Below are 21,014 nucleotides of genomic sequence, written 5' to 3' on the forward strand. Positions count from 1 at the left end.
TGTAATTAATGAGTTGTTTTGCTTGCTCTAACAAGTAGCGGTTTAATAAAATAGATACACATTTTATACAAAGGTTATTTTTTAATGAAATTAAAGCTTTTATCAATTTTAGTTGCAGCCTCTGCTGCAACTAACGCATTTGCTGCAGACGCAGACCAAAAAACGTGGGAAGTTACCAGTGAGCTTGGTGCTATTATCACAAGCGGTAATACAGAAACAACCACACTTAAAGGTGGTATTAAAGTTCAGCACAATCTTGAAAACTGGAACAACGAATACAAACTAGACGGCATCTATAAAGAAGATGAAGTTGAAGATGCTAACGGGGACAAAAACAAACAGCGTACAAATGAAAAGTACTCTATTTCTGCGCAAGGTAATTACAAATTAAATGAAGATCATTCTCATTTATTCATTTATGGTTCACACGTTTCAGATTATTTTGGAGCATATAGAAGTGAGTCAGTAATTTCTGCTGGTTATGGTTTACGTTTATTAAACGAAAAAACGATGTGGTTAAATGCTGAAGTAGGTCCTGGTTATAAATACTTTGAATACCCAGATGACAGCTCTGAAGTTGATGATAATGGTAACTCCCTTGCTGGTGAATTTGAAGGTGAAGTAATTGCCTTAGGTAAATTAGATTACAACTGGCAAATTTCTGAAAATGCACGTTTTACGCAATTAGTTGCTGTTGAATATGGTGATACAAACACCAAAACTCGTTCAGAAACTGCATTACTTGCAAAAATAAACGGCTCGTTACAAATGAAAGTTGCTTTTAATGTTACCAACAACTCAGATGTTGCTGATGATAAAGAAAGTACAGATACTGAAACGTCATTCACATTGGTTTATAGTTTCTAATATCATTATGAAATTATATAATGGGTAAGCATGCTTACCCATTTTTTTTACCTAAAAAATGATGTAGTATGCCGCGGCTATCTTTATTTTATACTGGAAGGAAACTTTGTGAAGTTAATTAAATTAATTACGGTACTGCTAGTTTTTGCAATAGCTACACCAACATTTGCGCAAGGAAGTGGTCAAGGTGTTGCGCCAACTGAGCAACAACTAGAACAATTTAAAAAACTACCAAAGGCACAACAAAAAGCGTTAGCTGAAAAATACGGTATAGATTTAGATTCACTTGGTTTTTTAGATGGTAGTCAAACGCTAGATAACGAAACTGGTGAACAAAAATCACCCTCAGTATTTCCTCGAAATTTAGAAGAGAAAGATACTGAAGAATTAACCGACGAAGAAAAATTCAAGCCAAAAGAAGAAGAAATAAAAGCATTCGGCTACGAACTTTTCTCTGGAGAACCTACTACGTTTGCTCCTTCCGAAAATGCATTAGTCCCAAATACTTACATGGTAGGCCCGGGTGACACCTTTACGATTAATCTATATGGTAAAGAGTCATTTAATGGTGAAGTTATAGTCGACCGAGAAGGCCGTTTAGCGATAGACAAGCTTCAGCCTGTTAATGTTGCTGGTATGCAATATAACGAAGTTGTTGACTTAATAAAAAGCAAAGTCGAACAAGAAATGATAGGTGTAAAGGCATTCGTTTCTATGGGCGAAACACGCACTATCAGAGTGATGGTTTTAGGGGAAGCTTATAAACCAGGCGCTTATACAATTCCTTCTTTATCATCTATAACGCATGCATTATTTGTAAGTGGCGGGCTTTCAGATATCGGATCATTACGAAATATTCAGCTTAAGCGCGCTGGAAAAACGATTAAAACACTTGATTTGTATGATCTCCTTATAAAAGGGGATAGTTCACATGATGCTATTTTAAAACCTGGTGATGTCGTATTTATCCCACCAGTAGGGAAGCAAGTTACCTTAAGCGGTGAGGTTCGTCGCCCTGCTATTTTTGAACTTAAAGGTTCTGAGTCAATTGATGAATTAATTGCAATGGCAGGTGGTTTTAATGCACAAGCTTATCCACAAAAAACAGTTATTGAACGCTTCACAGGCAATAGCTCAAAGACTATTTTACAGTTAGATCTAACTAAAAATTCGCAGTATAAGCCTAAAAATGGCGACACGATAAAAGTTCCGGCATCAAGCGATGAGCTAGATAATGCAGTAACACTATTAGGTGCGGTTACTTACCCTGGTAACTACTCTTGGCAACAAGGGGATAGAATTAGTCGTTTATTCACTTCAATAAAAAGTGATTTATTACCAACTGCTGACTACGACTACGCATTAGTTGTTAGGGAAGTTAATGAAAAAGGCGATATAGAAATACACCAATTTTCTCCACTTGAAGTTTCAAAACAAAACAAAAAAAATGATATAGAACTACAGCCAAGAGATATTGTTGTTGTTTTTAGTCGTTTTCAAACAAAAGAAGAAGAAGAAACGGCATTGAAAACAGTTGCTCTTACAAAAGAGCAATTAGAATTACGCGAAAAAATAAAACTGTGGGATAAATATGAAGAAAAACAATTTTATGAATTTATCGATTTAGGTGGCTCATTAGAAAAAGAGTTAGCTGAGCAGTTGGCAGAAGAAGAAAGTAAAAAAATCACTAATATTACCGACCTTCTTAATAGCCAAGAAAAAGAGCTAAAAGAAAGTGACTATGCTGTTTTTAGCCGCGAAAAGTTATTGAAGCCAATTATTGCCAAGCTTAACCAGCAATCTACTTATGCAAGCCAAGTTAAAATATTTGGGATCCGTGGTGAAGTTCATTTTAGTGGTGTTTATCCACTGCCAGTAAATGCGACTGTAAAAGAAGCAGTGCTCGCAGCAGGTGGCTTAAAAGAGTCAACATACCTTGAAAAAGCAGAAATTACACGTTACGACAATAAAGATAAAAGTGTATTAAATCATGTAAAGATTAATTTAAATAAAGCTCTTGCAAAAGATAGTAGTGAAAAGTTTGTAATCCAAAGTAAAGACTCAATTAGTATTTATCCAATTCCAAATTGGCAAAAAGATTTACAAATTGAGATTGTGGGCGAAGTACGCTTTCCAGGTGTTTACAGTATTCGTAAAGGCGAAGATCTAACAAGTGTATTAAAAAGAGCGGGTGGGTTTACTGAGTTTTCATATCCACAAGGTGCTATTTTTACTCGTGAATCTATTCGATTTCAAGAGCAGCAGCAACTTAATAAATTATCAGAAGATTTAAGGCGAGATATAGCAACTAAAAGCTTTAACAGCTCTATAACTGACTCATCTCTTAGCTATAAAGATATGGATAGTTTAATCGCTGATTTAGCAAAAGTTAAAGCGGTTGGGCGTTTGGTTATAGATTTACCAGCTATTGAGCAAGGTAAAGAGCATTTACCATTACAGAATCAAGACGTGCTTTATATTCCAACAAAAAGTAATAGTATAAGCGTGGTAGGAGAAGTTAACTTTGCTACCTCACACATTTACAATTCGGGACTATCGCTTGACGACTATATTAATCGTAGTGGTGGATTTAAGCAGCGTGCAGATGAAGATCGTATATATATAATTAAAGCCAGTGGTTTGGTAGAAGTGCCAAATGAAGGCTCATGGTTTGCTGCAAATAAAGCAGATGAATTAAATCCGGGTGATACCATTGTTGTACCATTAGATACTGAGCACGTAGACAACTTAACTATGTGGAGTACAGCTACACAGATCCTTTATCAAATGGGTGTAGCGCTGGCTGCTATTAGTTCACTGTAAACATGAAGTGTATTTCTAAAGAGAAATTGGGCCTTCGCTATGATATTTGAACTTGTTATGTTGTTTTTCGCATTTATTTTTTCGTATATAGTTATATTTGCTATAACACCACTAGCCGTAAAATTTGGTTTAGTAGACATGCCATGCAACCGAAAGCAGCACGATGGAGCAATACCGCTAATTGGTGGGTTATCGATTTTTTTAGCGGTATTTATATCTGTTATGGTATTTTATCCACTTACTACACAAGTTATTAGTTATTTAGTGTGTGCTGGTGCAATTGTTATATTGGGCGTTGTTGACGACTACCGCCAACTGGGTGTAAAAATTAGGTTGTGTGTACAGGTAGTTGTCGCGCTAGTTATGATTTTGGGCAGTGATGTATATATACAAAACCTCGGAGATCTCTTTTCTTTAGGTGATGTTAATTTAAGTTGGTTTGGCATTATATTTACAATCATTAGTGTTATAGCCTGTATAAATGCTTTCAATATGATAGATGGTATCGATGGATTAGCAGGCTCGCTTAGTATATTAACGTTACTCTCAGTATTTATTTTAATGTTACTAAGTGGTAATTATGCTTTTGCATATTTACCTCTCATCATAGTTGCGACTGTAGCACCGTACTTAGCATTTAATTTGGGTATTAAGGGTCATAAAAACAAAAAAATATTTATGGGCGATGCCGGTTCAATGTTTATCGGTTTAAGTGTTATTTGGTTTTTAATGGTAAGTACACAAGCAAGTGAGCCCGCTTTTAGGCCTGTAACGGCACTTTGGATTATTGCAGTTCCGCTAATGGATATGTTGGCAATTATAATTCGTCGTACCCGAAAGGGGATATCTCCATTTCATGCAGATAGAGATCACTTGCATCACATATTTATGCGAGTAGGCTTTAGCCCTCGTCGAGCTTTAAGTGTCATATTATTATTTGCAGTGATTATGAGCTCAATTGGAATCTTAGGTGAAATACTCCAAGTGCCAGAATGGTTAATGCTAGCGTTATTTATATTTGTGTTTGTACTTTATGCGTTAACGTTGCAACATTGCTGGAAAGTAGCCCGTTTTTTAAGACGAAAAAACATTAAGCATAAGTGAATTAAGAGAGAGTTATGAAAAAAAATCACGGTTTTACAATGATGGAACTACTCGTTGTTATTGTTATTTTAGGTTTACTAATGTCGTTAGTAGCACCTAAGTTTTTCTCAAAATTAAGTTCGTCTGAGCGAAAAATTGCAGCAGCGCAAATGTCATCATTTGAAACAGCAATAGACACTTACCGTCTTGATTTAGGTAAATACCCAACAGAACTATCGCAGCTACGCCAAGGCGATGAGCCTCGTTGGGATGGTCCTTATTTGCCAAAAGATGTTCCGCTAGATCCTTGGGGAAACCCATACATATATAAAGTACCAGGTACAGAAGGTAATCCGTACAGCTTAAAATCATATGGCAGTGATGGCAAAGAAGGTGGCACAGAAAATAACGCGGACATCATTCATCAATAATGCAACTACATGACCTACTGCTTAACAAATTTAGCATCGATCCGCACGATCTTGAACGTGCAACAAGCTACCAAGCAAAATACAGTGGCCGACTTGAACAGATTCTCGTTAATATGGGAAGTTTGCCAGAGGATCAAGTTGCATTATTGCTAAGTGAATACTTAGATATTCCTTTGTTTACCAATGAGCAATATGCAAATTTTGCTCCTTTAATGATAGATAAACCAATACTCGATATTTTTATATCGCAAAACTGGGTGCCTATTAGCGAAGATGCTCAGCATATTGAATTTGCCTGTAAGGATCCGCTAAACCAAGTAATGAACGAATGGTTAATTAAAAATAACCAAGCGTACTCATTATTTATAGCAAACGAAGTTGATATACAGCTGCTAATAGCTAAATACGAAGAACCCACAGCCGATATTTTTGACGACAACCCACTTGACGAAGAAGAGCGCCTTAAAGAGTTAGCAACAGAAGCACCAACGGTAAATTTACTTAACTCGCTTATTAGCCGAGCACTGCGTCAAGGTGCTTCCGACATGCACCTTGAGCCGTATCAAGGGCGCTACCGCGCACGTTTTCGTGTAGATGGTGTATTACACGAAGCTGAAACAATATCAGCTCGAAAGCAATTACCAATAATAACTCGATTAAAAATACTTTCGGGTATGGATATAGCCGAAAAACGCCGTCCGCAAGACGGCAAAATAGAAATGAAAATTGCCAATCAAGAAATCGACATTCGTGTATCGGCACTTCCATTAAACGACGGCGAATCGGTAGTAATGCGTTTTTTACGCAAAGAAAACGTACGTTACGACATGTCAGTTCTTGGTTTATCGTCAGATATAAATCAATTGATTTTAGAAGACATAAAAACCACCTCCGGAGTGGTATTACTTACAGGCCCTACAGGGTCGGGTAAAACCACCACCTTATATACCTTTTTAAATGCGTTAAATAACGACGATGTAAAAATTATTACCCTAGAGGACCCGGTTGAATATCAATTGCCGGGTATAAACCAAGTGCAGGTTAATAGCGATATAGGTTTTGACTTTTCGGCAGGCCTGCGCTCAGTAGTACGACAAGATCCCGACATAATAATGTTAGGTGAAATACGCGACAAAGAAACGGCTCAAATTGCACTGCAATCGGCGCTTACGGGGCATTTAGTATTTAGTACGGTGCATACTAACGACGCTGCAAGTGCATACACCCGTTTACTTGACTTAGGGGTTGAAGAATTTTTACTTAACGCCGCATTAGTATCAATTGTAGCGCAGCGTCTAGCGCGTAAAATATGTGCCAACTGCTCAGAGCCAGAGCCAAACGCACAACAACTAATAGAAAAATACGATCTTAATAATTTTGCCGAGCGTTTTAACTTACCAAAAATAGAATTAAAACGAGGCAAAGGTTGCGAGCACTGTAGCCAAACCGGTTATAAAGGGCGTATGGCTGTAACTGAGTATTTACGTTGCGACAGTGAAATAAAAGCCATGCCCAAAAATGCCGACTTTATCCCTAAAGCAAAGCAGCATAACCAAAGCTTAAATAGGCGTACATTATTAGAAGATGGCTTATATAAAGCGGTGCTTGGTCAAACTACCATAGCAGAAGTAATTAGGGTTGCTGGTTAATGCCACTATTTAATTACAAAGCTTACGATGGGTCGGGTGCTAAGTCGCATGGGCAAATAGATGCCATCGATCAGCAAGATGCTCTTGCTAAGCTAAAATCCCAAAAGTTACTTGCCTTTGAAGTAACCGAAGAAAAAAAGCAAGTATCGTTTGGGCTATCGTTTAATAGCAAAATATCGTTGTCTGATCTTGAATTTTTAACCGCTGAGCTCAGTTTATTGCTTGCAACAGGTGTAAGAATTGACCGTGGCCTCGACATTATAAGGCGTACAAAGGCAAAAGCTGCGCTGGCAAAAATGTTAGGCGATATAAGTAATACAATAAAAAAAGGCAGTAGCTTATCGCAGGCATGTAGGGCGCACCCCGACGTTTTTGATAATCTTTATTGTAACTTAATAGAGTTAGGTGAAGCCTCAGGTAACTTAAGTGAAATATTTGCAGGGCTCGCTAAAGATCTAAAATTTAAACGCGAACTACAACGTAAAATTATTGGCTCGCTTACCTACCCTTGCGTTATTTTATTTGTATGTGTACTAAGTATATTTTTTATATTTAATTTTATTATACCTAAAATGGCCGACATGTTTAGCCAGCTAGAAACCATGCCATGGTACACCGAAGTTATGCTCTCTATTAGTGCATGGATGAACCAATACCAAGGACTATTAGCATTAGGAATAATCGCTATTGTGCCAGCAATTATGTGGGCCTCTAAAAAGCCCGCATTTTTAAAGTGGTGGCATAAATCGGCACTAAAGCTACCAGTTATTGCCAACGCCACTATTACCGTAGAACGAATTCGTTTTAACAGCGGTTTAAGTTTAATGCTAAAAGCGGGTGTACCTATCGACCAAGCGCTTGAGCTTTCAACTGGTAATATTAAAAATCACGTGTTAAATCACGAAATGAATATAGCCCGTAAAAAAGTTAAGCGTGGTAGCCAGCTAACCCCCACACTGCAACAAACATCATTGTATCCACCATTTTATATATCGTTATTAGAAGTGGGCGAAGAGTCAGGCAACCTCGACATAGTATTTGAAGAAATAGCTAATCGCTCTCGTCAAGACTTTGAAACCTGGACCGACAACATGACCGCGCTTATAGAGCCACTCATGATTTTATTTATGGGCGGGTTTGTAGGTGGCATTGTTGTAGTAATGCTAATGAGCATGGTTTCGTTAAACGACGTAGGTTTTTAAATGCATTTAGTTAGTTATAGGTTTAATAAAGGGTTTACCCTAATTGAGCTTATTATTGTACTTAGTATTGTAGGTTTGCTACTTGCTATAGTTGCGCCTATATCTATTAAAGCGGTAGATAAAACTGAGGCTAAAACAGAGCTATTAAGCACAACAAAATGGATTAAAAACATAGGTTTTCAGGCATTTATAGAACAACAAAATTACGCATTAGAGCTCACTGGTAATACTTTAAACTTATATCAAAAACCAAGTAACCTATTAGTTAAAACTAAAACGTTAGAGTCGTTAAGCTTTACTCAGCAGTGGGTTAACTTTAATGCTAATGGCTTTGTGACACCAGAGCACATTAATGGTCATTTTAGAAATGAGCCTTTGTCTATTATGCTTGAGCCAGCAAATGAAAAATAAAAACAGCACCGGTTTTACCTTAATAGAACTGCTAGTTGCCACCATTATTTTATTTATGGCAATGGGAGCCGTATCGCTAATTTACCGTGGCGCATTTATATCAAGCGAAAAAGCCAGTAACCACGTTAATATAGTGGCTAATGTGCCCGCATTATTAAGCCAAATAAAGCAGCAAGTACAAAGTGCAAGCGCCGAGCAAACACAACTAAACGGCCAAGGCAATGCATGGCAAAGTACTTACACGTGGCAAGCAAACGTACAGCAAACAAAAAAAATTACCGATCCCACAATGGCACTGGAGTTTGGTGAGGGTAACTCAGTAAAAACGCAATTTAAACTATGGCAAGTAACCCTCGTTATTAACAGCCATGGTATTGAAAAAAACTACACCTTTAACGAAGTGAGCTGGCACGATGCGTAAACAGCAAGGCTTTACTTTAATAGAACTACTAATATCGGTTACGTTACTGTCGTTACTTATGTTTACTGGCAACTACGTGTATATGCAATTAGCATCACGCTGGAACAAAGAGCTAGGTAGTTTTGAGCAAAATGCCGCGCAAACCAAGGCCGTTTACTTATTGCAAAGCACGCTTGATGGCGTAGAGCCCTACTTAATTAAAAATAAAAAAGGTCGCCCCGAAATGTTTTTTGTAGGGGGCAGTGACAGTTTGTTAGCTATCACCAAGCGCGGCCTTATAGATACACAAAATCCCGAAATATTTAGATTAACTGCCGTGCAAACCCCAAACGGAAAATATAATTTAGTTTATCAAGCTATATCGGGTAGTGAGTTATTGCTTATTAATACCGAGCAAAATATAGAGTTTACTAGGCAAAAAATATTATTAACTAACCTAGATGAAGTTACTATAAATTATTTTGGCTGGAAAAATCTAGATGAAATGGCAATGCAAACTCCCGGTGTTTTACCCACTTGGCAAAACACCTACTCGGGGATTGACCAACAACTTACACCGCAAAAAATAAAAGTCACCTTAGTTAAAAACCAGCAACCACTTACGTTTTATAGCCAGTTAGATAAAGAGGCAAACACCTGGTTTAGTAACTACATGCAAGCCGGTGACTTTTAATGCAGCGTAGTATCGCGGGTATAGCGTTAGTGCAAGTATTGTTAATTGTGGCCGTGCTTTCAATACTTGCTTTATATTTTACCCAGTCGGCACGCAATCAGGTACATAATGCCACCTTAATGGTCGACAAAGCACAAGCCTATGTAGAGCTACACAGCGCAGAAGCCAACGTGTTGTATGCCTTACTAACAGAGCCAAAAAATCCAGAGAAAAGCAATCAAGTAAATAATCAAAACACAAGTACGCTTATTAACAGTTGGAACTTTTATGGAGCACAGTTTACATACAACCAATATGTAAATGTTGCTTTGCAAGATTTACGCGGGCTGCTTAATTTGCATTACCCAAATAAGCAGAGGTTAAGGCAACTATTGACCTACAGTGGCCTAAATGATTATGATGCGCAGCTAACTTCGCAGCAAATAATAGATTGGCAAAACTTAGATACGCGCTCAGATTACATACCCAGCACTGTAACCGCGCGTCATGCCGCTATTCACGATATAAGCGAGCTTAAGCACTTAGGCTTAAAGCCTGAGCTGTTAAATATATTACAAGCGAACACAACACAATATAAAAAAGGGGCGTTTAACCCCATGACAGCGCCCGACTCGCTGCTTAACGCATTATTAAGTAGCGACGTAGCAGCCCATGTTATTATGCTACGTAATGCAAAACAGTTAACAGTACAAGAGTTTGCGCAAGTAACGGGCTTTAGTGAAAGTGAAGATATTATTTTATATCCGTCAAATTTATTTAAAGTAACCTTGCAAGCTCACGTGGGCGACGCAAGCATAAAAAAAGTAATTTATTACCATTTGCAACCAACCGGCAAGCCGGTGGTCAACATAGTGGCAGTTAAGGCGCAGTAGAGCATTTAATGATAAAAAGTAAACTAACATTGTGGATAAAAAAATGGCTGTGCAAAAATGTAGTTTACTACAGCGATAAGCCTCACCGCTTTGCACTAAATAACCAACAGCAATTTACCTTAGAGCCGGCTAGTAGCGATTTAAACGCAAGCGCAGCATTAATACAAATTGTGGGGCGTAAACACTACTCAGAGCAAAGTGAAAATTACCCTATAAGTAATAAAAAAGAGCTTGTAAATTTAATAAAAATTAACAGCCAAACAGCTAATCGCGAACCTAATACGCATAGTGCTTATATTATTAGCACCCTTGAACAAGATCAAAGCAAAGTAACGCATTGGCGTTTTGCAAACGTGCCTAAAGCGTGGTTAAACCTGCCCGAAACCGTGCTAATTAGCCAAACACTCGCGGCCGAACAAGTCGTCAGTACTCATGTTTTTAGTGCATTGTTTACTACGCAGCATCAGCAAAGTGTGTTTTCGGCCTTATCAAGCCCGCTTGTTAATAGCCCTGAGCGTTTTGCCGCCATGTTTGGCGTACCCTGCAAGCACGTTATTAATATTAATGAGCCTGCGCATTATGCACACACCCTTATAAAAGGCTTAAAAGCTTTGCCTGTAAAGCAATTAGCCTCATTTTTTACGCTTCCCGGTGGGCTGGTTAGTAAAGGGCAGTTAAAAAAAATAGCCGTTATTATTTCTGCGCTATTTATTGCTTATGGGGCGCTAACAAGTGGTTATTTAGTGTATAAAACGCAAAGTTTGCAAAGTCAGCTTGAACAAAATAAAAGCAGTGTTAACCAAGCGCTTACAACTCTTGAACAGTTTCAAACATCAAGCGACAAGCTCAGCACTTTACAAATATTTACGAGTAATCAGCAAATAGCCAGCTCATTATTTTTTGTGTTGCAGCAATTGTTTACCACCGCAGAGCTTAGTAATATTCGCTTTGAAGATGGCCGCTATATATTACGTGGCAACGCCGATAAAGCCACCGACGCCCTACAAATAATAATAAACAACCCACGCGTAAATAATGCCAAGTTTGACTACCCATCGCGTAAAGCGCGCCGTGGCGAGAGCTTTGTAATTAGCTTTACACTTAACACCCTACAAGACCAAGCAAAGCCAATAGTAAGCAACCCAATAAACGAGGCTGAATAACCATGTTTGACATAAAACAGCCTAAACAACAAATAGCGCTGGGCGTTCTTGCATTATTAATAGTATTAAAATTTATACTAGTCCCGTTATTTGATTGGCAAAACGAGCAGTTAGCTAACTTAGCTAATTTACAAAAGCGGGTAAGTAAATCGCAAAATGTAATTGCTAACCAAACCCAAATAACTCAAAGCCAACAGCGTATTAGTACGCAGCTAAAAGCCATTAATAGTTTATTTATAAATTACAAACCCGAAGACGAGTTTAAACTGGCCATGCAACAACAAATAGAACAAACCGTTGCTAATCACCAACTACAAATAAACACCAGCAATTGGCTACCTAGTATTTTAGTGGCCAATGGGCAACTAATGCGCCACCAACTACGGTTAAGCATAAAAGGGCAAATGCTCGACTTTACAAAATTAATTACAGAGCTTGAAAGCGCAACACCCAAAGCTGAGCTAAAAACCTTTAATATAAATAGTAAAGGTCAAAATGACGAACAGCTAGGAAGGGTAGATGGCACCATAGAGCTGGCGTTTTATATGCAGCAGCCACCTAAAAGCAACACGCAAACGCAGGAGGCACAATGAGCAAATTAACTATTGGCGTTATTGCCGTATGTGTATTGTTATTAATAAGTGACTTTACCGGGCGTTTTATACAAAGCTCACCACATGCGCAAAACAACTTTGACACAAGTAATAATAATACTCAGCCTTTACCGCTGTTATCGAGCAATGCGCACAAAGAGCTTACTACATTATTTAGCCGTTACGCCAAGCCAACTAAAAGCGTACAAACAGAGCAGGGTTTAACCGCCGCGCAGCAAGCAGAGCAACAAGGCGAATTACTTAGCTTATTTGCAGGCGACTTAGAATTAAAGCTAAAAGCCGTTATTTTTGCGCCTACGCCTTATGCACTCATAGAGCAAAAAAACATTAAAACGCAGCAAACAACCTTAGTTAAATATTTAAACGAGCAAAGTATACAAGGGTATACGCTTAGCATACTGTCAAACACGCAAGTGGCCCTTAACAAAGCGCCACAACATATTACCTTAGTAATGTACCAGCGCGGTTAATTGCTCAATACACTATTGCACGGAAAAATTATGAAACACAGCAAAACACTTATTTTAGGATTACTAGCAAGTAGCGTATTAGCTGGTTGTAAAAGTACCAATAGCGGTATATCGCCAAAGCCATCGTACTTACAAAAAAATGCCGTAGTAGTGGTTTCCGCAAACGATGACGAAAACCCAAGTACCGATGCTGTAAAAACGGCGGCGCAACACGGTATTACTTATCTTGAGCCATTGGCAAGTAATAAAACAAGCCAAAGTGAGCAAACCGATTTAGCAAACCAATTTAGCAATACCGAAACCGTTAAGCTAACTGCCGACAGCCTATTAGTAAAAGACTACCTGCATTACGTATTTGGTGAGCTACTTAACGTAAATTACATTTTAGGTGAGCAACTAAATAACTCTAAAGATAAAGTAACATTAAACCTGCAAGACGAGCTTACCAAACGTAAATTGTTTACCCTAAGTGAGCAAATGCTGCAAGAGCGTAATATACTTATTCGCTATCAAAATGGCGTTTATTATATTCATAAATCGGAAGGCGGAGTGTCGAGTAACTTAGTTTACGGTTATGGCGCAAATCCTGAAGATGTACCAAATTCAGCTAACGAAATTGTACAACTAGCGCCTTTTAAATCCGGTATGCAAACACCATTGGCAAACACCATAAAGCAGTTAACTAATGTAAATGCCACTCCATTGTTTGATCAACAAGCCATAATGTTTAAAGGCAAGCGCGGCGACATAATCAAAGCGCTTGAATTTATGCAATTGGTTGACCAACCTGCATTTAGAAACCGTTCTATAGGGTTGTACAAATCAACCTTTACACCGGTTGACGAACTAAGTAAGCAATTACAAGACTTAATGAAACAAGAAGGTATTTCGGTCAGCATTAACGGCTCAAATGAACAGGCTGTTTCAATAGTGCCTATAGAGCGTACCAATACACTGGTGTTTTTTACTAACGATAAACGTTTTATAAAGCGCGTTGCGTATTGGTCAAAACAGTTAGATCAACCGGCAGATGGTAATCAAGAACAGTATTTTGTATTTAACCCCGAATTTGCCCGAGCGTCAGACTTAGGTGAAAGCCTACAAGCGTTACTAGGTGGAGGCACATCGCAAAGCTTAAGTGGTAATACGTCAGCGGCGAGTCAAAACCAGCAAGTTAATAGCCGTACAAATAATGCAAACAGTAATACTAAGCAAAATGCGTCTGTAAGCGTAGAAGGTATGAAAATGGTGGTAGACTCGCGCTCTAACTCCCTTATTTTTTATACCACCGGCGATGCCTACCGCAACTTATTGCCGATGATTAAGCGCCTAGACATAATGCCAAAGCAAATAGTGCTTGAAATGATGATTGCCGAAGTAACCCTAACCGACGAGTTTAAGCAAGGGGTTGAATTTGCCTTAACTAACCAAGGGGCAAATAAGCAGGGCGGCTTCAACCTCGAAAATAACGACTCAGGCTTAAGTTATGTGTTAAGTGGCGCACGGGGTAACCTTACCTTTAATTTATTACAAAAAAATACCTATGTTAATGTGCTATCGCGCCCAAGCCTTGCAGTGCGCGACGGTGTACAAGCCAGCATAACAGTGGGTAACCGCATCCCTATAGTGGGCGATATAGTAACCGACCCAGTAAATGGCTCGCGCACCTCGGTAGAATACCTAGAAACTGGGATTGACCTACAAGTAACCCCCACAGTAAACGCCCAAGGGGTAGTGCTTATGGAAATAACCCAAAAAATAAGTAATCAAGCAAGTGCGAGTGGCGCCGAAGGTAATCCTATTATTTTTGAGCGATCACTACAAACTGAAGTAATAGCCGGTAATGGTCAAACAATAATGCTTGGCGGCCTTATTAGCGAAAACAGTACATTGAGCGATCGCAGCGTCCCTTTTTTTTCGACGATACCATTAATTGGGAGTTTGTTTGATGGCACTGACAATAATACTAATAAAACAGAATTGGTAGTATTGGTTACTCCACGTATTGTTAACTCAACGGCAGAGTGGGAAAGTGTATACAACCAGTTCAAAATGAGTTTAACAGAGCTTAATTTAGATGAGAATAAAGTTGATGATGTAACTAAAAAGTAATAATTAAGCGCTTTTTAAGTTGTTATTTTTGATGTAAAATTATTCTTTATGATATTATTTACAAATTAAGCATCGTTAAATTTATTTTTTATAGTAATTTATCTGTTGGTAGATAAACTTTTTACACTACGTTAGATATTTACTAAATTTATTTGCTGATAAAATTATTAACTACACATTAAATAACATCATTAATAATTTGAAAGAACATTATAAACTATGCTTTTCTGTTGCCACTACTTTACCCTCTTGATTTTAAAGGGTTATTTGTTGTTGTAAACGGGTACATAAAACGGTAACATTAATCAATTAGTTTAAGCTTAGTTAATTGCTTGACAATAAACTAACAATGTTTAGACTACTCTTGGTCTGATTAGTAGTCACTTAGGTGACGGCCTATGGTGCATGGTCAGCCATAATTATAAAGGGAACAATGAACGTTCCTGTTTCATGAAACTTTTGGAGAATAAAAAATGTTTAAAAAAACCTTACTAGCGCTAGCGCTTACAAGTGTTGCTGGTTTTGCTAACGCGGCTGAACTTACAGTAACCTCTTCTAATATATCAGTAGAAGGCTCTGTAGGCGCTTCTTCAGTTGCTGTTGCACCTGTTAAAGTAAAACTAGCTGCTGAATACACTGTTGGTGATACTATTAAGTTCAATGTTACTGGAGCTCAGTTTGACACAGTAGAAAGCGCTCCAGATCTAGCATTAACTCCTGAGACTGGTTCTGCAAGTGCAGGTCTTCTATCAGTAACATCTGATACAGTTACCTTCCGTATTACTGCTGCATCTTCTCCAGTAACTTTTACTGACGGTTTCGCTGAGTTATCTGGAATGGAATTTAAAACTACTAGCGTTACTGCTGCTGGTAAAGTTGAAGTAGCATACTCGGCTGCAACTTCAACTGGTATTGCTCTTGATGCAGGCACAAAAAATGCTACTCTTGCGACTAAAGTTTCACAAATCAGCTCTTCAGCTACTAAGAAACTTGATGCTGTAATTGACGTTGAAAATGAGCGTAAGCAATTTACTACTGGTAACGATTCAATCACTACTGATACTCTAGTAATCACTCCTAAGATTGAAGTAGCTTCTGTGAATCCAGTTACTACTACTGGTGCTACTCACGTAATCAAGGGTAATTTCTCTTGGATGGAAAGCGATGGCGACGCAGGTATTGACGCTGCTGAACTAGCTGCTGCATTCACTGCAACTGGTGGTACACTAGCAACTCCAACAATTAACACAGCTGGCGATGCAATCACAGTAGTTGCTACTGGTGTTGTAGCTCCAATGACTGCAACATTCACTGTTCTTGGTAAAGCAAACGCTAAAGCGCCAATCTTACCTACGCAAATGTTCACTATTGATTCTGCAATCAAATACAACACTGCTGCAGGCGCTGCTGCTACTAAGACTATCGCTTCAGCTTCTGCTGGTGCTTGGACTCTAAATGGCTTTGATGAAAATATCGTTTTCATGCCGTTTGATGCTCAGTATGCTCAGTCTATCAATGTTTCTAACACTGGTTCTGTAGCTGGTGCAATCACTGTAGATATTACAGCTGGTGGAAAAACTTACACTAAAACTTTAACAGCTACTGCTACACCTAAAGCAACTACTAACATTTCTGCTGAAGTTAAAGCTTTTGCAACTGAAAGTGGTGTTACTGGTAATGCACACGTGAAAGTTGTAGTTAACTCTCCAGCTAATGACATCGAAGTAACTGGTGTTTACTACGCTAAAGCTGACGGTGATCGTGTAAAAACTAAGTAATTAGTTTTACATAAACCAGTTGGTTTATAATAAAAAGCGAGCTTAGGCTCGCTTTTTTAATGCTGACCAATAATATTTAATTTAAATGCGACTGTTTAATGTTTAATGTTTAATGTTTAATTCAAAATTCACAATCCTCCTGTTGTTTGCTACACTGCGACACTGTTTAGTTTTGTGAGCATTCAAAGTGAAATACCCCATTGTTAAGCCATTTTTACCAGTATTAAACGATTACACTGCACATATAGAGACTATTTTTGCACGTTGTTGGTTAACAAATAATGGCCCTTGCTTACAACAACTTGAACAGCAATTGGCAGAGTATTTTAATGTTGAACACTTATTGCTAGTTGCTAATGGGACATTGGCACTGCAAGTAGCCTTTGCCGCACTTAATATTGATACCCATAAAAAAAATAACGTATTAACCACGCCCTTTTCATTTGCCGCTACTGCAAGCTCGTTATGCTTTGCAGGTATTACCCCTGAATTTATTGATATTGACCCTAACACTTACAATATAGATATAACCAAAGCAAGTACCATGCAACTCAACCAAGCCAGCGCTATTGTTGGGGTGCATGTATTTGGTAATCCGTGCGATGTTAATGCCATTGAGCAAGTTGCAAAGCAGCATAACTTAAAAGTGATTTACGATGCCGCCCACGCTTTTGCTAGTAACCTTAACGGTGAAAGTGTACTGCGCTATGGCGACGCTGCAACATTGAGTTTGCATGCCACTAAACTATTTCATAGTGTTGAAGGTGGCGCTATTATTTTTAAACACAAAGCCGACTATTTAAAAGCAAAACAACTTATTAATTTTGGTTTTGACGCACAACAACACCCTGAATTTGTTGGTATAAACGCTAAAATGAGCGAAATGCATGCAGCCATGGGGTTAAGTGTATTTAAAGGCTTGCCGCACATTACAGCGCAGCGCCGTGCTCTGGCTGCTCGCTATGCCGAGCGATTAGCTGCTATTGCCGGGGTGCAGTTGCAACAATGGCATGACAGTGGCGAGAATAATGGTGCTTATATGCCTGTTTTACTCAATAGTGAAGCGGTACTCGTGCAGGTGCAAAAAGCATTAACTGAGTGCGGTGTACAAACACGTCGTTATTTTTATCCGAGTTTATCATTGGTTCCCGCCTATGGTATGCAAGGTAGCACTCCTATAGCTAATAACATTAGTGAGCGTATTTTATGCTTACCTATGTATACCGATTTAACGCTTGGTGGCGTTGATGAAATTTGCGAATGCTTAATTACAGCGCTTAAACAGGCTAGTTAAAGAATACAGGTTTTACAATTAAAAGGAGTTTTTAATTGGCTATATATACAGAGCAACAACTACTCGATTTAGGGTTTTTAAGTGTTGGCAAAAATGTGCGTATTTCTACTAAAGCATCGCTTTATGGCGTTGGATTAATAAGTATTGGTAATAACGTGCGTATTGATGACTTTTGCGTATTGAGTGCAGGTGAGGGCGGTATTACTATTGGTAGCCATGTACATATAGCGGTTTACAGCTCGCTGATTGGCGCGGGTAAAATAATCATTAGCGACTTTTGTAATATTTCATCCCGGGTGGCTATTTACTCAAGTAGCGACGATTACTCTGGGGAGTACTTAACCAATCCTACAATTAACAGCCAATTTACTAACGTAGAGCACGGTCCTGTTACACTTAATAAGCATGTTATTATAGGTTGTGGCAGTGTTGTTTTACCTAATGTAAATATAGCAGAGGGGGTTGCTATAGGTGCTTTAGCCCTAGTTAACCGTGACTTACAAGCGTGGGGTATATACGCCGGTCAACCAGCAAAATACATAAAACCACGCAGTAAACACTTACTAAATTTAGTGCCTACATTTTTAAATTACTATAATAGCAAGCAGCAGTGAGCCAATTATATGAGTAAAACTATATGAGTAAAACTATATGAGCCAAGTTATTCATGTGTTTGCCGACACTCCACACCACTACCTACCCATGCAGCAATTTTTTGAGCTGCAATGTAAGCCTAGTTGTACACAGCAATTTTGGGTTAAATCGGCGCAGCCTGTAGAGGGCTTTATAACGTATGCAAATAATGACGAGCTATTTACTTTATTTAACAGCTTAAATAAAGCCGATAATGTGGTGTTTCATGGTTTATTTGATATGCATATTTGGAAAAAACTGCTTTTTAATCCTATTATAAAACGCAGTAGCTGTGTGTTATGGGGGGGGGAGCTGTATCGCCACACAAAGCCGGGGCGCACACTTAAGCAGCGTATTGTGCATGTGCTGCATGCGCTAGTAATAAGGCGCTTTAATAAGGTGTTTGCACTAAACCCGGGCGATGCACAATTAGCGAAAACAGTGCTGTGGCGCAAAAATGTAGCTGTACTACCTTACCCGCTGATAGGTATGAAAGTAGCTAGCACAACAACGCCGAGTGAGTTTAGCGAGCAGCAACCATTAAAAATACTGGTAGGTAACTCAGCAGCGCCAAGCAATAACCATATTGATGCACTTAATAAGTTAACGCATTTAGCAAACAGCAACATACAAATAGTAATGCCGCTTAATTATGGTGGTGAGCCAAATTACGTTAGTGATGTGATTAGCCACGCAAATGCGCTATTTGCTAATAAAGTACATGCTATTACAACAATGTTAAGTAAACAGCAATACGACGCGCTATTAAATGAGGTGCATTTAACTGTGTTTGCCCAACAGAGGCAGCAAGGGCTTTACGTAGCTTATGCTATGTTGCTTATGGGCAAGCCTTTGTTTTTACTTGATGGTACGTCGAGCTACAGTCATTTATCAACCCTTGGTTTTGACATATATAAAACGCAAAAACTCACCAAATTTACCTTTACCGAGCTTGCCTATTTAGCAAACAAGCAAGAGAGCAAAAATGCAAGCTTAATGCAGCAACACTTTACAGAAGATGCTTTGGCACCTAAATGGCAAGCTATGTTACAAAACTTGCATGAGTAGCTTAATGGGTCTGTTTTTTAGTAAGAAAATAATATGAGCGTAGCACGCGATGCATTAAGTGGCGTGTCGTGGACGGCGTCTTCAACCATAATCAAAGGTGTATTACAGCTGGCGCAATTAATTGTACTGGCGCGCTATTTAACTCCCGCGGAGCTGGGGATATTGGCTATTGTGCAGTTGGTGGTGAGTTTTGCCCAAATTTTTGGTGACGCGGGTATTTCAAATGCGCTTATTTTCCATAAAAATTTAGTTAAAGACCAACTTAATCAGCTTTATATCGTTAACGTGCTGCTGGGGTTGTTTATTTCAGCTGTGGTGTTTGTAATGGCGTTTCCTGTGGCGCTTTTTTTTGATATGCAGGCGCTTACGTTATTGTTGTGGTGGTTATCGCCGGTATTTTTAATTCGTAGTTTTGGCCAGCAGCCTCTCGCTTTATTACAGCAAGCTATGCGCTTTAATAGCATTGCTAAAATAGAGGTAGTTGCCAGTGTAGTAAGCTTTATTGTGCTTATTACGTTGCTTATATTTGATTTTCGTTTGCTTTCGGTTGTTATATCGCAGTTAATTAATGCAGTAATGCTTAGTAGCTGCTTGTTAATTGGTTTTACACATTTACGGCCCAAGCTTACGCGTTTACGGTTAAATAGTATTATGGAACCTATTAAATATGGCTTATATCAAACAGGTGAAAGCTTTGTTAATTTTATGAGTGCTCAGCTAGATCAGCTTTTAATTGGTAAGTTATTAGGTGCAGAAGTATTAGGTATTTATGCTTATGTAAAAGCGCTTGTATTTAGGCCTGCGCTACAGCTTATTAACCCGGTTGTAAATAAAGTCGCGTTTCCGCTCATGGTTAATCATCAACATACACACAGTTTAGCGCTGTTATATAGCATGATATTACGTTTGCTTAGTTTAATTAATATTCCTTTATATAGCCTTGTGGCGTTGTTTCCGGGCTTAATTTTAAACCTAACGTTTGGTGAGCAATGGCTTGAGCATGCTGAGCTATTACGTTGGTTAGCTTTGTATATGCTTATTATTTCAATGATGAATCCTATCGGTGTACTTTTAAGAGCAAGCGGGCAAGTTAAACGCGGTTTTTGGTGGAATATTGCAATAACGATAGTCAGGCCGTTAATTATTGTGTTTAGCATTAAGTTGGGCATTGTTGAAATGGTTAAGATGCTGGTGTTATTGCAAGTTGTGTTATTTATGCTGCATTGGGTGTATTTAATAAAACCAGTGAGCGGCTTGTCGTTTGGGCGGTTAGCTTTGTCGCTTGCGCCAGCAGTGTTGGCATTTGCTATGGTGTCGTTGTTTATTTTGATTTGTGTACAGCCTTTATTAATGTTACCGGCAGTATATTTGTTTGCGTTTATTTGTGTTGGGTATGTGCTTGCTATAGCTCCACAATTAATTAAAGTATTTAAGTTTATTAGAGGTTAGT

General features: G+C 38.6%; 19 protein-coding genes. All 19 read left to right on the plus strand.

Annotated elements, in window-relative coordinates; all coding sequences use genetic code 11:
- Positions 1–84 precede the first annotated feature (84 nt).
- Positions 85–867, plus strand: coding sequence for a DUF481 domain-containing protein (locus GQR55_RS05560; protein WP_166419772.1), 783 nt, complete (start codon positions 85–87; stop codon positions 865–867).
- A gap of 108 nt (positions 868–975) precedes the next feature.
- A complete protein-coding gene (locus tag GQR55_RS05565) occupies positions 976–3,690 on the plus strand; it encodes an SLBB domain-containing protein (RefSeq protein WP_331460739.1) in 2,715 nt (904 codons plus the stop codon).
- A 39-nt stretch (positions 3,691–3,729) separates the two neighbouring features.
- Positions 3,730–4,794 carry a UDP-N-acetylglucosamine--undecaprenyl-phosphate N-acetylglucosaminephosphotransferase gene (gene wecA, locus GQR55_RS05570; protein ID WP_166419774.1) on the plus strand — a complete coding sequence of 355 codons (1,065 nt, stop codon included), beginning with the start codon at positions 3,730–3,732 and terminating at the stop codon, positions 4,792–4,794.
- A 14-nt stretch (positions 4,795–4,808) separates the two neighbouring features.
- Positions 4,809–5,204 (plus strand): type II secretion system major pseudopilin GspG, encoded by a 396-nt coding sequence (gene gspG / locus GQR55_RS05575; protein ID WP_165724825.1) that lies wholly within the window; start codon positions 4,809–4,811, stop codon positions 5,202–5,204.
- Positions 5,204–6,853: a GspE/PulE family protein gene (locus GQR55_RS05580; RefSeq protein WP_166419775.1), complete on the plus strand. Its 1,650-nt coding sequence runs from the start codon at positions 5,204–5,206 to the stop codon at positions 6,851–6,853. The genes gspG and GQR55_RS05580 overlap by 1 nt, the downstream gene beginning before the upstream one ends.
- Positions 6,853–8,055: a type II secretion system F family protein gene (locus GQR55_RS05585; protein ID WP_166419776.1), complete on the plus strand. Its 1,203-nt coding sequence runs from the start codon at positions 6,853–6,855 to the stop codon at positions 8,053–8,055. Before GQR55_RS05580 ends, GQR55_RS05585 begins: the two co-directional genes overlap by 1 nt.
- Complete coding sequence (locus GQR55_RS05590; RefSeq protein WP_166419777.1) at positions 8,056–8,466, plus strand: type II secretion system protein; 411 nt, start codon at positions 8,056–8,058, stop codon at positions 8,464–8,466.
- Positions 8,456–8,887 carry a prepilin-type N-terminal cleavage/methylation domain-containing protein gene (locus tag GQR55_RS05595; protein ID WP_166419778.1) on the plus strand — a complete coding sequence of 144 codons (432 nt, stop codon included), beginning with the start codon at positions 8,456–8,458 and terminating at the stop codon, positions 8,885–8,887. Before GQR55_RS05590 ends, GQR55_RS05595 begins: the two co-directional genes overlap by 11 nt.
- Positions 8,880–9,560 carry a prepilin-type N-terminal cleavage/methylation domain-containing protein gene (locus GQR55_RS05600; RefSeq protein WP_166419779.1) on the plus strand — a complete coding sequence of 227 codons (681 nt, stop codon included), beginning with the start codon at positions 8,880–8,882 and terminating at the stop codon, positions 9,558–9,560. The genes GQR55_RS05595 and GQR55_RS05600 overlap by 8 nt, the downstream gene beginning before the upstream one ends.
- Positions 9,560–10,432: a type II secretion system protein GspK gene (locus tag GQR55_RS05605; protein WP_166419780.1), complete on the plus strand. Its 873-nt coding sequence runs from the start codon at positions 9,560–9,562 to the stop codon at positions 10,430–10,432. The genes GQR55_RS05600 and GQR55_RS05605 overlap by 1 nt, the downstream gene beginning before the upstream one ends.
- An 8-nt stretch (positions 10,433–10,440) precedes the next feature.
- The gene (locus GQR55_RS05610) at positions 10,441–11,595 is read left to right on the plus strand and encodes a hypothetical protein (RefSeq protein ID WP_166419781.1); all 1,155 of its coding nucleotides are present in this window, start codon (positions 10,441–10,443) and stop codon (positions 11,593–11,595) included.
- A gap of 2 nt (positions 11,596–11,597) precedes the next feature.
- Positions 11,598–12,188, plus strand: coding sequence for a GspMb/PilO family protein (locus GQR55_RS05615; RefSeq protein WP_166419782.1), 591 nt, complete (start codon positions 11,598–11,600; stop codon positions 12,186–12,188).
- A complete protein-coding gene (locus GQR55_RS05620; RefSeq protein WP_166419783.1) occupies positions 12,185–12,679 on the plus strand; it encodes a hypothetical protein in 495 nt (164 codons plus the stop codon). The genes GQR55_RS05615 and GQR55_RS05620 overlap by 4 nt, the downstream gene beginning before the upstream one ends.
- Before the next feature lie 30 nt (positions 12,680–12,709).
- The gene (locus GQR55_RS05625; RefSeq protein ID WP_206012037.1) at positions 12,710–14,791 is read left to right on the plus strand and encodes a secretin N-terminal domain-containing protein; all 2,082 of its coding nucleotides are present in this window, start codon (positions 12,710–12,712) and stop codon (positions 14,789–14,791) included.
- A gap of 473 nt (positions 14,792–15,264) precedes the next feature.
- A complete protein-coding gene (locus tag GQR55_RS05630; protein WP_166419784.1) occupies positions 15,265–16,569 on the plus strand; it encodes a hypothetical protein in 1,305 nt (434 codons plus the stop codon).
- Positions 16,570–16,756: 187 nt separating this feature from the next.
- Entirely contained in the window at positions 16,757–17,863 is a 1,107-nt protein-coding gene (locus GQR55_RS05635; RefSeq protein WP_166419785.1) for a DegT/DnrJ/EryC1/StrS family aminotransferase, read from the plus strand.
- 35 nt (positions 17,864–17,898) lie between these two features.
- Positions 17,899–18,477: an acyltransferase gene (locus tag GQR55_RS05640; protein WP_166419786.1), complete on the plus strand. Its 579-nt coding sequence runs from the start codon at positions 17,899–17,901 to the stop codon at positions 18,475–18,477.
- Positions 18,478–18,514: 37 nt separating this feature from the next.
- Positions 18,515–19,564 carry a TDP-N-acetylfucosamine:lipid II N-acetylfucosaminyltransferase gene (locus tag GQR55_RS05645; protein WP_166419787.1) on the plus strand — a complete coding sequence of 350 codons (1,050 nt, stop codon included), beginning with the start codon at positions 18,515–18,517 and terminating at the stop codon, positions 19,562–19,564.
- A gap of 33 nt (positions 19,565–19,597) precedes the next feature.
- Positions 19,598–21,013 (plus strand): MOP flippase family protein, encoded by a 1,416-nt coding sequence (locus GQR55_RS05650; protein WP_166419788.1) that lies wholly within the window; start codon positions 19,598–19,600, stop codon positions 21,011–21,013.
- Position 21,014 lies beyond the last annotated feature (1 nt).

Origin of the sequence: Pseudoalteromonas sp. Z1A8 (genome assembly GCF_011378855.1) — a bacterium.
Lineage (GTDB): Bacteria > Pseudomonadota > Gammaproteobacteria > Enterobacterales > Alteromonadaceae > Pseudoalteromonas.